Annotated in this window: 12 protein-coding genes; 6 read left to right on the top strand and 6 right to left on the bottom strand. The window is 72.9% G+C overall.

Translation table 11 applies throughout. The features are described 5' to 3' along the window. Positions 1-147 precede the first annotated feature (147 nt). Together NMK44_RS27855 and alr are read left to right on the top strand one after the other, a co-directional pair. Positions 148-1,785: a PucR family transcriptional regulator gene (locus tag NMK44_RS27855; protein WP_254748069.1), complete on the top strand. Its 1,638-nt coding sequence runs from the start codon at positions 148-150 to the stop codon at positions 1,783-1,785. 189 nt (positions 1,786-1,974) lie between these two features. After that, positions 1,975-3,174 (top strand): alanine racemase, encoded by a 1,200-nt coding sequence (alr, locus tag NMK44_RS27850; protein WP_254748149.1) that lies wholly within the window; start codon positions 1,975-1,977, stop codon positions 3,172-3,174. On the opposite strand, the gene NMK44_RS27845 is transcribed toward alr, so the two are convergent. Continuing rightward, the gene (locus NMK44_RS27845; RefSeq protein WP_254748067.1) at positions 3,141-4,022 is read right to left on the bottom strand and encodes a helix-turn-helix transcriptional regulator; all 882 of its coding nucleotides are present in this window, start codon (positions 4,020-4,022) and stop codon (positions 3,141-3,143) included. The two genes, alr and NMK44_RS27845, sit on opposite strands and share 34 nt — an antisense overlap. 141 nt (positions 4,023-4,163) lie before the next feature. On the opposite strand from NMK44_RS27845, the gene NMK44_RS27840 reads away from it, so the two are divergent. Beyond that, positions 4,164-4,898, top strand: a complete 735-nt coding sequence (locus tag NMK44_RS27840; protein ID WP_254748065.1) for an SDR family oxidoreductase — start codon at positions 4,164-4,166, stop codon at positions 4,896-4,898. A 345-nt stretch (positions 4,899-5,243) separates the two neighbouring features. On the opposite strand, the gene NMK44_RS27835 is transcribed toward NMK44_RS27840, so the two are convergent. Beyond that, positions 5,244-6,356, bottom strand: coding sequence for a M20 family metallopeptidase (locus tag NMK44_RS27835; RefSeq protein WP_254748063.1), 1,113 nt, complete (start codon positions 6,354-6,356; stop codon positions 5,244-5,246). Between the two features lie 134 nt (positions 6,357-6,490). Between NMK44_RS27835 and NMK44_RS27830 the strand changes: the two genes are divergently transcribed. Then, positions 6,491-6,913, top strand: coding sequence for a (2Fe-2S) ferredoxin domain-containing protein (locus NMK44_RS27830; protein ID WP_254748061.1), 423 nt, complete (start codon positions 6,491-6,493; stop codon positions 6,911-6,913). A gap of 43 nt (positions 6,914-6,956) precedes the next feature. Here the strand turns inward: NMK44_RS27830 and NMK44_RS27825 are convergent, their stop codons facing one another. From NMK44_RS27825 to NMK44_RS27815, 3 genes are all read right to left on the bottom strand, one after another. Then, entirely contained in the window at positions 6,957-7,754 is a 798-nt protein-coding gene (locus NMK44_RS27825; RefSeq protein ID WP_254748059.1) for a CAP domain-containing protein, read from the bottom strand. Between the two features lie 427 nt (positions 7,755-8,181). Next, entirely contained in the window at positions 8,182-8,697 is a 516-nt protein-coding gene (locus NMK44_RS27820) for a cupin domain-containing protein (protein WP_254748147.1), read from the bottom strand. A gap of 105 nt (positions 8,698-8,802) precedes the next feature. Beyond that, positions 8,803-8,985: a hypothetical protein gene (locus NMK44_RS27815; protein ID WP_254748057.1), complete on the bottom strand. Its 183-nt coding sequence runs from the start codon at positions 8,983-8,985 to the stop codon at positions 8,803-8,805. 18 nt (positions 8,986-9,003) lie between these two features. On the opposite strand from NMK44_RS27815, the gene NMK44_RS27810 reads away from it, so the two are divergent. Then, positions 9,004-9,765 (top strand): GNAT family N-acetyltransferase, encoded by a 762-nt coding sequence (locus NMK44_RS27810; protein ID WP_254748055.1) that lies wholly within the window; start codon positions 9,004-9,006, stop codon positions 9,763-9,765. Between the two features lie 284 nt (positions 9,766-10,049). After that, complete coding sequence (locus NMK44_RS27805) at positions 10,050-10,862, top strand: DUF427 domain-containing protein (protein WP_374215354.1); 813 nt, start codon at positions 10,050-10,052, stop codon at positions 10,860-10,862. Here the strand turns inward: NMK44_RS27805 and NMK44_RS27800 are convergent. Continuing rightward, entirely contained in the window at positions 10,849-13,059 is a 2,211-nt protein-coding gene (locus tag NMK44_RS27800; protein WP_254748053.1) for a HelD family protein, read from the bottom strand. The genes NMK44_RS27805 and NMK44_RS27800 overlap by 14 nt on opposite strands. Positions 13,060-13,133: the final 74 nt, after the last annotated feature.

Below are 13,133 nucleotides of genomic sequence, written 5' to 3'. Positions count from 1 at the left end.
GACGGGTCCGCGCATGCCGTCCGGACACCCGTGTACGGGCTCCTGACCGCCGACATCGCCCTGTGACCCGCTCGTATCCCGGACGCCACTCCTCCCGCACCGGGACCTGGGGCAGGATGGTGGGCGATCGGTGAGCGGGTGGTGGCCATGATCAGTCTGCAGCGGCTTCTCGACGCCGTGGGGCCGGCGGTGCTGTCGGGCCCGTGTGCCCCGGAGCGGCTGACCGTCACGGTCGGCGACGCGGTGATAGCCGAACCGGACGGGGAGCTCCAGCCCCGGACAGGGGACATCGTGCTCGGGGTGAACCTCACCGACCTCGACGCCGCACTGCGGCTGCTGGCCCTGTGCGGCCGGAGGTCGGCCGCCGCCGTCCTGCTCAAGGCGCCGTTGGCGGCCGACGAGCGGGTGGCCGCGGCGGCGGACGAGGCGGGTGTGGCACTGCTGCGGGTGTCCGCCGGGGCGGGCTGGGCCCAGGTGCTGTCCCTGCTGCGCGCGGCGCTCGACAGCGAGGGACTGGCCGCGTCCGCCGCGGGGCTCGGGGTGGCGGAGGCCGGGGACCTGTTCGGGGTGGCGGACGCCATCGCCCGGATCATCGACGCCCCGGTGACCATCGAGGACCGCAGCTCACGGGTGCTGGCGTACTCCACCCGCCAGGAGCGCGGCGACGAGGCACGGGTGGCCACCATCATGGGCCGCCACGTACCCGAGGACGTCAACGCGCACTTCCGGCGGCAGGGGGTGTTCCGCAGGATCGCCCAGGCCACCACGCCCATCTACGTTCCGGCGGTCGTGGAGGGGACCAAACCGCGGCTGGTGGTGCCGGTGCACGCGGGAGGCGATGTGCTCGGCTCGATCTGGGCGATCGTGCCGGGGCCGGTCGAGCCCGAGCGGGCCGCCGCGTTCGCCGACGCCGCGGACGCGGCCGCGCTGCACCTGCTGCGCCGGCGCGCGGAGGCGGACCGGCAGCGGCTGGCGCTGGCGGACATGGTGGCGAAGGTGCTGCACGGACAGGAGGGCGCGGCCGACGCCGCGCGTCTCCTCGGCCTGACCAGCGGCCCCTGGCGGGTGATCGCCGTGGGGGTGCCCAGTGAGGATGCCGACGAGGCGGAGCGGCAGCGGCTGACGGTGCGGGAGCGGCTGTGCCGGTTCCCGGGCACCCGGCTGCGCTCCCCCGCGGCGGTGATCGGTGATGTGGTCTACGGCATCGTGCACGCCGACGCAGTGAACTCCGCGGCCGAGGCGCGGGCGGACTGGCTGGGCGAACTCGCCGGGCCCGCCGGGGACACGACCGCGCCGCTGGTGGCCATGGGCGGTCTCGCCACCACCGTCCCCGGCCTGACCGGCTCCCGGGAGCAGGCCGATGACACGCTCGGACTGCTCACCGCCGGTCTGGTCCCCGGGGGCGCGGCCGTCCACGACGAGGTGTGGGCCACGGTGGTGCTCCGCCGCACCGCCCGGGCCGCGAGCGGCGCCCGTATCGCGGCCATCGGGCCGCTGCGAGAGCTGCTGGAGCACGACGGCGAGCACCACACCAGCCATGTGGTGACGCTGTACACCTGGCTGGAGGAGATGGGCGACGCGAAGGCGGCGGCCGCCCGGCTGTGCATCCATCCGAACACGCTCCGCCACCGGATGCGCCGGCTGCGGGAGGTGGTGGACCTGCGGCTGGAGAGCGCCGAGGTGCGCGCGGCGCTGCTGCTCCAGCTCACCGCCCGGCGTTACGGCGCCGACGGCACGTCGGTCCCGGGGGACACACCGCGGTCCGCGGTGCACGAGCCGGACTGACGGCACGGCCGCTCCCCCGCGCCCGGTACGCGGCCACGCGCCCGTGCCGTTGTTCCCTCCGCACTCCGCGGCGCCGTACGACAGTGGCGTTTGCACGATGACGGAGCGTCGTCCCCGGCGCCACCATGGCTTCACCCGCGGCCCGCCCCGGGCCCGGTGGAGTCTCCACGGAAGGACGACGGTGTGGCGATCGGCAGCTCCCACGAGGTCAGCGACCGCACGGACGGGACCTGCGAGGACGCGCCTCTCGCACAGGCACGGATCGACCTCGCGGCCATCAGCGCCAATGTGGCGCGGCTGCGGGAGGCCGCCGGTTCCGCGGAGACCATGGCCGTGGTGAAGGCCGACGGCTACGGCCACGGCATCGTCCCCAGCGCCCGCGCGGCGCTGGCCGGTGGCGCCACCTGGCTCGGCGCCGCGCGGATCCATGAGGCGCTGACCCTGCGCGCCTCCGGAATCACCTCCCGGATCCGCGTGATGGCCTGGCTGCTGGCCCCGGGCGACGACTGGGCCGCCGCCGTGGCCGCGGACATCGAACTGTCGGCCGGGGCGATCTGGGCGGTCGAGGCGGCGGAGGAGGCGGCGCGGACGGCGGGCCGTCCCTGTCTGCTGCATCTGAAGGCGGACACCGGTATGGGCCGCGGCGGCGCCACACCGGCCGACTGGCCCGCGCTGCTGGAGGCCGCCGCGCGCGCCGAGGCGTCCGGACACATACGGGTGGTGGGGATCTGGTCCCACCTCGCCGACGCCGACACCCCCGGCCATCCGGCCACCGACGCACAGGTGGAGAACTTCCGGTCCGCGGTGGACATGGCACGCAAGGCGGGGCTGCGCCCGGAGGTGCTGCACCTGGCCAACTCGGCCGCCACGCTGCGGCTGCCGCAGACCCACTTCGACCTGGTGCGCCCCGGGATCGCGGTGTTCGGGCTGAGCCCGGTGCCGGAGTCCGCCGACGCCGCCGCCCTGGGGCTGCGCCCCGCGATGACGCTCTCGGCCCGGCTGGTCTCCGTCAAACGCGTCCCCGCCGGACAGGGCGTGTCCTACGGCCCGCGCTACCGCACGTCCCGCCCGACCACCCTCGGTGTGGTGCCCCTGGGCTACGCCGACGGGGTCCCCCGGCACGCGTCCGGCACCGGGCCGGTGCTGGCCGCGGGTGAACGGCACACGGTGGCGGGCACGGTGTGCATGGACCAGTTCGTCGTCGACCTCGGGGACGGCCGGGCGGCGGTCGGCGACGAGGTGGTGCTGTTCGGCCCCGGCGACCAGGGTGAGCCCGGTGCCGAGGACTGGGCGCGGGCCGCGGACACCATCGCGTACGAGATCGTCACCCGGGTCGGCGACCGGGTGCCGCGGGTCTACCGCGGCGCCGGGGCCTGCGTGTCCGGCTGATCCCGGCCACCGCGCTCCCCTGCGGTCCGCCGCCAGGTGGCGTCGAGGGTTCCGAGCAGCCCCAGCGCCTGGGCGCTGGGGCTGCCGGGTTCCGCCCGGTAGATGACCAGTTGCTGACCGGGGGCGGCCCGGACGTCGAACGACTGGTAGGTGAGGCTCAGCGCGCCGACATCGGGGTGGCGCAGGTGTTTGGCGTCCCGTGTCTTGCCGCGCACCGCGTGGGCGTTCCACAGGGCGGTGAACTCGGCGCTGTGCCGGGTGAGGGTCTCGACGAGGGCGGTCAGCCGGGGGCCGTCGGCGGCATAGCCCTCCGCCTGGCGCAGATTGGCCACGGTGGCCTGGGCGGTCCAGTCCCAGCGGGTGAAGAAGGGGCGGGCCGCGGGATCGAGGAAGACCATCCGGGCGAGGTTGTCCGCGGGCCGGAAGGGCGAGTACAGCGCCTGGGCGAGCGTGTTGGCGGCCAGGAGGTCCAGGGTGCGGTTGACGACGAAGGCGGGGGTGTGGGCGTAACCGTCCATGAGCCCGCGCAGCTCGGCGCTGACGGTGTCCGGGGCGGCCAGGTGGCGGTCGTCGGGTGCCGTGCCGGTGAGCCGGTACAGATGGGCGCGGGCGTCGGGGTCCAGGTGCAGGGCGCGGCTGAGGGCGTCGAGCACCTGGGGTGAGGGATGGCGTTCCCGTCCCTGTTCCAACCGTGTGTAGTAGTCGGCGTTGACCCCGGCGAGCACGGCCACCTCCTCGCGGCGCAGTCCGGGGACCCGGCGGACCCCGTGGTACGCCATGCCGACGTCCCCTGGCCGCAGGCCGGCGCGGCGGGCGCGCAGGAAATCTCCGAGTGCGTTGTCGGGCATGGCCCCAAGGCTAGGCAACCGGGCGGAACGCTGCCTGGGTGTGCCGCACCCAGGCTCTGCGCCACCTGGTTGACCTGCGGTGTTCTCCTCAGACTCGGTGCCGGGGCGGGATCCGCTCCAGGATCGAGAGGACGGACGGCGATGACACGCACCGAGAAGGTCGTACTGATCACGGGGGCCAGCAGTGGGATCGGTGAGGCGACGGCGCGCAGGCTGGCCGCCGACGGCCACCGGGTCTTCCTGGGAGCGCGGCGCACCGACCGGCTGGCCGCGCTGGCCGCGGAGGTCGCGGACGGCGGTGACAGGATCGGGTTCCAGCGGCTGGATGTCACCGACGCCGCGGACGTACGGGAGTTCGTAACCGCCGCGCGGGAGCGGTTCGGACGGGTGGACGTGATGGTGAACAACGCGGGGGTGATGCCGCTGTCCCCGCTGGCGGAGCTGAAGGTCCACGAGTGGGACCGCATGATCGATGTGAATGTACGGGGGGTGCTCTACGGTATCGCCGCGGTCCTGCCGGTGATGCGGGAGCAGGGCGGCGGACACATCGTCAACATCGCGTCGGTGGGCGCGTACGAGGTGGTGCCCACCGCCGCGGTGTACTGCGCCACGAAGTACGCGGTGCGCGCGCTGTCGGAGGGGCTGCGCCAGGAGTCGGCGGGGGACGTCCGGGTGACCGTGGTGTCCCCGGGGGTGACCGAGTCGGAGCTCGCGGACTCCATCTCCGACCCCCGGGCGCGTGAGGAGATGAAGAGCTACCGCTCGGTGGCCATCCCGGCGTCGGCCATCGCGGACGCCATCGCCTTCGCCGTGCACAGCCCGGCCGAGGTGGACGTCAACGAGCTCGTGGTGCGCCCGGCGGCCAGCGCCCAGTGAGCGGTGTCCCCGTCACGGCGCCCCCTCGGCCGAGGGGGCGCCGTACCGCGCGGACCCTTGGTAGCCACCCGCGGTCGAAGATCACTTGATTCCCGCTGCGGCCGGAGATCTGTTGCACAATGCCAGGGTCCTGTCGTGAGCTCTGCCGACCAACTCCCCGCGTAGTGGGGACGGTTGGCCGACCTCACCCGCACCCAGGGGGCTCCATGTCCGTCACGGATCCACTGCACGGCCACGACGGCCGGGACGACGACTACGGGGAGGGCACCGGCGAGGAGCCGGACGACTGCCCGGACAACGGGTGCGCGGAGGGTTTCCGCCGTCCGGCCGTGCCCTCCCGCCCGGTCATACGGGGCGCTCGGGGCCCCGGACCGCGTTCACCAGTCCGGCCACCAGGTCCGCCCGCTCGGCCATGGCGTCGACCAGCAGATACTCATGGTCGGCATGGGCACCGCCGCCGACCGCTCCCAGACCGTCGAGGGTGGGCACCCCCAGCGCGGCCGTGAGGTTGCCGTCGCTTCCGCCGCCGACCGCCACTCCGTCGATACCGGGGAGCAGCCGGCGCGCCAGCGCGAACAGCCCGGCCGAGGCCGACTCGGGCATCGGGGGACGGCCGACGGACCCGTGAACCGTGATCGCGGCCCCGTCGAGATGGGGTGTCAGCGCGGCGAAGGCGGCTTCGACCCGTTCCTTCTCGGCGGGTGTCTCGACCCGGACGTCGACGGTGACGGTGGCCTCCGCGGGGACCACGTTGTCCAGGGTGCCCGCGGTGGCGACGGTCGGGGTGACCGTGGTGCCGATCCCGGGACGGCCGAGCGCCGCGATGGCCAGTACCTGGTGTGCCGCCTCGACCAGGGCATTGACCCCGGCCTCCGGTTCGAGGCCGGCGTGCGAGGCCCGGCCCGCGACGGAGACCTCGAAGGTGCCGCAGCCCTTGCGGCCGGTCTTCAGCCCGCCACCGTCGGCGGCGCCCTCGAGCACCAGGACGGCACCGCATGCGCGGGCCCGGTCCTCCAGGAGGGCCCGGGAGGAGCGGGAGCCGACCTCCTCATCAGCGGTCACCAGGATCTCCACCCCCGACCGGTCCTCGAGCGACGCCAGGCCGTGCACGGCCTGGACCACACCGCCGAGCATGTCGAAGACCCCGGGTCCGGTGGCACGGCCGTCCTCGACCGTGAACGGGCGGCGCTCCAGGGTGCCGAGCGGAAAGACGGTGTCATGGTGGCCGAGGATCAGAACCCGGGGATCGCCACCGCCCGCCCAGTGGACATGGGTTCCGCCCTCGGTCTCCACCAGCTCCGCCCGGCCGCCGAGGCGGCTCTCGATGACGGCGGCGACCGTCGTGGCCGATGCCTTCAGGGCGTCGATGTCACGTGACGGGGACTCGACTTCGACCAGGGTCCTGAGGTCGTCGATCATCGCGTCCACACTCACGGGAACGGCCTTGTGCGTCGTCATGCCGCGAGCGTAGCTGGCTCGTGTCCCGGTCGCCGATACACCAAAGGTGCCCAGGTGAACTCGCCCGTCGTACCGGGCCGTACGCCACCGGGTGCGCACCCGGTGGCGCCGAACCGCCGTGCCACAATGCTCCGATGCAGAGACGGCCGCAGCGCGGCGTACCGGAACGCCCGTGCACCCTCGTCGTCTGCCGGGGCTGCTGCTGTGGCGACGCGGCGAAGCACCCCCGCACCGATCACCAGGGCCAGTTGGACCGGCTGCGGGCGGCGGCCGACGCGGCGCCGGGCCGGGTGGCGGTGCGGACGACCGACTGTCTGGGCCCCTGCGGTCAGGCCAATGTGGTGGTGGTCCAGCCGTCCGCCGGTGGGCGCCGGGACGGTGGACGGCCGACATGGATCGGCTGGGCCCTGGACGACGAGACCACCGACGATCTGCTCGCCTGGGCGCTCGCGGGCGGGCCGGGGGTGGCCGAGCCGCCGGCCACGCTGGAGCTGCAGTTCATCCGGCCGCCCGGGGAGGCACGGGCGAGGGCGAGGGCGGCCGGGTCCGACGGCTGAGCGTCGGCCCCGGCCGGTGCGCGTGAGGTGCGCTCGAGTGAGGTCAGCGGGCGGTGCCGAAGTCCTGGGTCCAGTAGTGGCCGGGCTGGGCGTGGCCGACGCCGATCTCCTTGAAGTCGCAGTTCAGGATGTTGGCCTTGTGGCCGGAGCTGTTCATCCAGCCGTCCATGACGCTCTCGGGCGAGCTGTAGCCGTAGGCCACGTTCTCGCCGTAGGTGCTCCAGGAGTATCCGGCGCGCTCGATGCGGTCGTCGGGGGAGGAACCGTCGGAGCCGGTGTGCGACATATTGCTGTGCTCCGCCATGTCCTCGCTGTGGGCCTGGGCGGCCTTGGTCAGCTTGGCGTCGACGGTCACCGGCTTGCAGCCGACCTTGGCGCGCTCCTTGTTGACCAGCGCGACGATCTGGTCCTGGAGGTCGGAGGAACCGGAGCTCGTGGTGGCGGTGGTCGACGCGGGCGCCGCGGAGGAGGGCGAGGCGGCTTTGGTGGTGGCCTTGGAGGTGGTCTTGGCCGGGGCGGTGCGGGTGGGCTTGGCCGAGGTCGGCGCCGCGGAGGAGGCGGGGGCGGACGTGGCGCTACGCGGCGAGGCCGACCGCGATGCGCTGGGGGTGGCCTTGGACCGGTCGGCGCGGTGCTTCCACCGCTGGCCGTCCTTGTCCGCGTCGGGGGTGCCGCGGTGGCCGGTGGTCGTGGTCCACTCGCCACGGGCCTCGGACCGCTTGTCGTCCTGCCCCCCGTCCAGACAGGCCATGGCGACCGAAGGCACACCCACGGCGGCGACGGCCACGGCCGCGATGGCTATCTTCCGGCGGTGCGACTTCTTGCTGCGGTGCTTGCTCATACATGACCTCACTCGGTGTTCGCGGCACGCCCTCTCCCCCTGGTCCGGCGGGTTCCGCGCGCTGTCGCGCACGAGCCGCCGGGGCGCCTTGCGGGCCGCCATTCTTAGAGCCGCCGGACGCGCGGGGCAACAAGTGTTCGGTCCTAGGGAGCTTCGTAGTGGCACACGTGGCTTGCGCCGCACGGCGATGCATGCTGGTCCGGCTTCACAGGTTCACCACAGCACTGTCACACCGTCAGAACACCTGACCCGGGAGCGAGTGCACACGACGGCACCACGGCTCGCACGGTGCGGCGGGGCGGAGTACGCATGTCCACCAGAGCGGAAAAAACCTCTTATGTCCGCTAGGAGGTATCGCCCGCCGCGTACCTTTTGAGCCGTGGCACCGATGTGACAGATCTCATGGCCTGGCGAGGTGTCCCGCGGCTCAGCGGTCCGTGGCCAGCGCCTCGCGCCACACCGGGCTGTCGACGTAGTGGTTGTCGTAGCGCTCGGAGGACTCCGCGATCTCCCGCGGATCGGCCTCACCGCGCATGACACGCCCCAGGAGCCGGAGGTAGTCGAAGCGCGGCAGCCCCGGGGTGAAGGTGAACAGCACATCGGCGGTGGCGCCGGGGGCGGCGGCGAAGGCGTGCGGGGTACGCGGTGGCACCAGCAGGAAGTCGCCCTCGTCCAGAACCCGGATCTCCTCCCCCACCAGCACCTGGAGCGACCCGCCGATCACATGGAACATCTCGGCCGCGGCGGTGTGGAAGTGCGGGGGCGCGCCGACCGCACCCCGGGCGAAGGTCGACCGGTAGCACGTCAGCAGACCCCCGGTGTCCCCGGCATCCGCGAGCAGCGTGATCACACTGCTCGGATCGGCCGCCGTCTCGGATTCGGCGGCCCGGGTGTGGACGGGGGTGAAGGTGGCATGCCGCGCCGCGCCGGTCTGCTCGTTCATCGTGGTGTTCGCCGCCTGGTCCGTGGTGTTCTCCGTCGTCATGGCTATGACCCTAGGCGGATGATCGACCCACGACATCGGTCATTCCCGCGGCAAAATCATGGGTCAATTCACGAGCGCGTCGACGCGGGTCCGACGACCGGCCACCGTGAATTTGCCCCGGACCAGGGACCGTGTGCCAAAGTGGACGGCCGCCTTCCCCTCCCTCGCCTTCTGTCCCCGTGTCCCCTCGTCCTTCCTTTCCTCCCTCCCGTGGCTCCTCAGCCGTCCTTCCTTGTCCTTCCTCATGTCTTTGTGTGAGTAGCGATGCAGGCAACGACTGTCCTTCCCCGCCCCGCGGACCTCTTCGACCAGGGCCTGGAACAGCGCCCGGGCTCGGCCCTGCTGCGTTTCGGCGCCGCGCGGCAACGACCCGCCGACCGGATCAGCTGGTCCGGCGACGGTGCCGCGGCCTGGCTGGACGACGTCCGTGGCCATGTGTGGAGCGTCGGTGAGCCGGTGGCCGCCGCCGCCCTCGTACTGCGCGCGGCGCAGGGCCATCCCGACCGGGTGCGCGAGTTCACCGGGCCGCGGGGCACCGACACCCTGGTGGCCCGCCATCTGCCGATGACCGATGTGGTCGAGTGGATCTTCCGCTGGACGGTCGAGGAACCACCGGTGCAGCGCGGTGAGGAGCGGGTGGTCGAACTCGGCGAGCGCCACCACGACGAACTGCTGGCGTTCCTCAACGAGCACAGCCCGGCCCACTCCACCGGCCCGGGTTCCGCCGGTGTCAGTGTGTGGGCCGGGATCCGCGACGACGACGGACGGCTGGTGGCGTGCGGCGCCCTGAGCAGCCTGCGGGACAGCGGGGCGCCGTTGATGGCGTCGGTGGCGACCGACGCCCGGATGCGCGGGCAGGGTCTGGGCGCGGCGCTGACCTCGTGGCTGACCCGCTACGCGGTGCGCAGCCATGGGTTCTGCACCCTGTGGCAGCTCGCGGACAACGCGCCCGCGGACCGGCTGTACAACCGTCTCGGCTACCGCAACGAGGACCCCTGCGTGGCCGCGCGGATCGCGGTGCGCTGACCCGCGCCGAGGTCGAAAAACCGAGGTCAGCCGGGGGGTGAGGCTCGTCTCCCGTGGTTTCCCAACATCCTTTCGAGGGAAGGATGTTGGAGCGGGACGAAGGATGTGTTCTCGACATGACCGCAGGGGCGCCGCCGGAGGAACTGACCGGAGCGGCGCCTGACCGCCTCCCGCGGCGGAGCTGCGGAATCCCCGGTGACCGGGCATGGTGGAGGTCGACCGCCGGTACGGCACACGCCGTACCGGCGGGGTCCGGACCGGAGATCAGGGGCGAGGTGGCGTTCGTGGCGAACAGCGGCGGTGGAGCGGAGGCCGTTCCCGTACGGCGGCGGGACCCCGCGCCCGGCCCGGACCTGGTGTGGGAGCCCAGCGAGCGCTGGGTGCGGGGCACCAAGGACGGGATCACGGTGGTGGACAGCCGCCGGCCGCTCCTGGTGTGGGAGCCGGGGAGCCCGGTCCCGCTGTACGCGTTCCCGCGTGAGGACGTCCGGACGGACCTGCTGCGCGAGACTACGCCGCCCGCCGGTGCGCGGTACCCGGGGGCGGCCCACTACGACCTGGACACCGGCGGGGCGACCGTCCCGGACGCGGCGTGGACGTACCCCGGCGAGGAGTTGGCCGGGTATCTCTCCTTCGCCTGGTTCGGCCGGGAGGTGCTCGACCACTGGTACGAGGAGGAAGAGGAGATCTTCGTCCACCCCCGTGACCCCCATAAGCGCGTGGACGCGCTGCCGAGCACCCGCCATGTCCAGGTCTCGGTCCAGGGGACGGTGGTGGCCGACTCGCACTCCCCGGTCCTGCTCTTCGAGACCCGTCTGCCCGTCCGCTACTACCTCCCCCGTGAGGACGTACGGCTGGATCTGCTCGCCCCGGCCGAGCTGACCACCCGCTGTCCGTACAAGGGGGTGGCCACCGCGTACTGGTCCTGGGCGGGTGCCGGCGAGGTGCCGCCCGGTATCGCCTGGAGCTACCCCGACCCGCTCCCGGCCGTGGACATCATCAGGGACCGGGTGGCGTTCTACAACGAGGCGGTCGACATCACGGTCGACGGTGAACGCCAGGAGCGCCCGGTCACCGGCTTCCTCACTCCTCCGTGAGCGCTGACTCCTCCGTGAGACCTTCCAGGCCGGCCGGCAGCGGTCCGGTGTGCACCACCGCGAGCCGCTGGGTGGCACGGGTGAGCGCCACATAGAGGTCGCTCGTCCCGAACTCCGCCGGTTCGGCCACGATCACGGTGTCGAACTCCAGCCCCTTGGCCTGGCGCGGGTCGAGCAGGACCACCGGGCGGGTCAGATCCGGGGCGCGTCCGGCCGAGGCGTCCGGCAGCGCCACGGAGAGGGCGTCGAGACGGCCGGGCGGGGCGATCACCGCGATCCGGCCCTCCTCCCGCGTCTCCCGGGCCACCGCCTCCGCCACCGCGCCCGGCAGATCGGCGGTGTGCCGGACCCATGGGCGGACCCCGGTGGACCGCACCGAACTGGGTGGTTCGAACGCGGGATCCGCCGACCGTGCCACCTCCGCCGCGATGTCCATGATCTCTGCGGGGGTGCGGTAGTTGACCCCGAGGCGGGTGTGTTCGTAGCGGTCCTCGACGTACGGGGCGAGGATCCGTGACCAGGAACCGCAGCCGCCCGGTTCGGCCGTCTGCGCGGGGTCGCCCACCAGGGTCATCGAACGGGTGGGAGAACGCCGCATCAGCAGCCGCCACGCCATCGCGGACAGCTCCTGCGCCTCGTCCACGATGATGTGGCCGAAGGCCCAGGTGCGGTCGGCGGCGGCGCGCTCGGCGGCGCTGCGGTGGTCGGCCTCCTCGTTCCGATCCGCGAGCCGCTCCGCGTCGATCAGGTCATGGGCGCTCAGCACCTCCGACTCCTCGTCGTCACGGTCCTCGAACTCCTGGGTGCGGGAGCCGTAGGAGAGGTCGAGCACACCCTGCGCATAGGCGATGCGCTCCTGGCGCTCGCCCTCGGCGGCGGCGCGGGCGGCGGAGTCGTCCTCGCCCAGGAGTTCCGCGGCCTCGTCGAGCAGGGGGACATCGGCGGGTGTCCATGCGCCACCGGTGCGGCGGATCGCCTCGGCGTCGGCCTCGGGGAGGTGGACCGGCTCGCCGAGGAAGTCCGCCACGAGCTGCCGCGGGGACAGCAGGGGCCACAGTTCCTCGATGGCGGCGTGCACCTCGGGGCTGGTGGCGATGGCCTTGCCAAGCTGGGCGATGTCATCGGTGCCGAGCAGATTGGGCCCGCCGTACGGGTCGGCGCCGATCCGGTCGGTCAACTGCTCGGTCAGGGAGTCGATGACGGAGAACGCGAAGTGCGGACGGGCGAGGTTGTGCGGCAGCTGGGTGCCGCGCGCCCGCCAGCGGGCATCGGACGCGATGTCCGCGTCCAGCACCAACTCACCGTCCGCGTGGGGGATGACGATGGCCGGATCGGGCAGGGCCTGCCGGTCCCGGACGAACCGGGCCAGCGCCTCGGCCATCGTGGCGCGTCCCTTGGCCTCGGCGGCGGCCGGGGTGTCCGTCCCGGTGGCCGTCACCCCCGGGTAGAGCTCGCCGAGCGTGGCGAGCATGACACCGGTCTCGCCGAGTGAGGGCAGCACCTCGCCGATGTACCCGAGGAACGCCGGGTTGGGGCCGACGATCAGTACCGCGCGGCGGGCCAGCAACTCCCGCTGGGCGAAGAGCAGATAGGCGGCACGGTGCAGGGCGACGGCGGTCTTCCCGGTGCCGGGGCCGCCCTCGACGACCAGCACACCGGTGTGCGGGGCGCGGATGATCCGGTCCTGTTCGGCCTGGATGGTCTGCACGATGTCGTGCATCCGACCGGTGCGGGCGGTGTCCAGCGCCGCGAGCAGTACGGCATCCGCGTCCGTGCCCTCATGGCCGGTCCGTATGGTGTCGGACAGGTCCAGGATCTCGTCGTGGAGGGCGGTGATCCGCCGGCCTTCGGTGGTGATGTGCCGTCTGCGGCGCAGCCCCATCGGCGTATGCCCGGTGGCCAGGTAGAACGGGCGCGCCACATCGGCCCGCCAGTCGACGACCAGCGGGGTGCGCTCCGCGTCGTCGCGCCGCATGCCGATCCGCCCGATGTGGTGGTCGCGGCCGTCGGCGAACATCAGCCGCCCGAAGCACAGTCCGCGCTCCCCCGCGTTGAACGCGGCGAGGAGACCGGACCGCTCGGAGACCAGCACATCCCGCTCCAGCCGCCCCTGGAAGGTGCTGCCGCCCATCGTCAGGGCTTGGGAGACGCCTTTCTCCGCTTCGTCCCGCAATTCGGCGAGGCGCCCGTGGAGCATGTCAAGAAACTCTTGCTCTCGGCGCAATTCCTCATTTGACAATTCGACTCCCGCCGGGTAATATCACTTGCATC

The organism is Streptomyces cucumeris (assembly GCF_024295805.1).
In the GTDB taxonomy this organism is placed as follows: domain Bacteria; phylum Actinomycetota; class Actinomycetes; order Streptomycetales; family Streptomycetaceae; genus Streptomyces; species Streptomyces cucumeris.
Note: the sequence above shows the minus strand (reverse complement) of the source record. Positions and strands in the feature narration are given on the sequence as shown.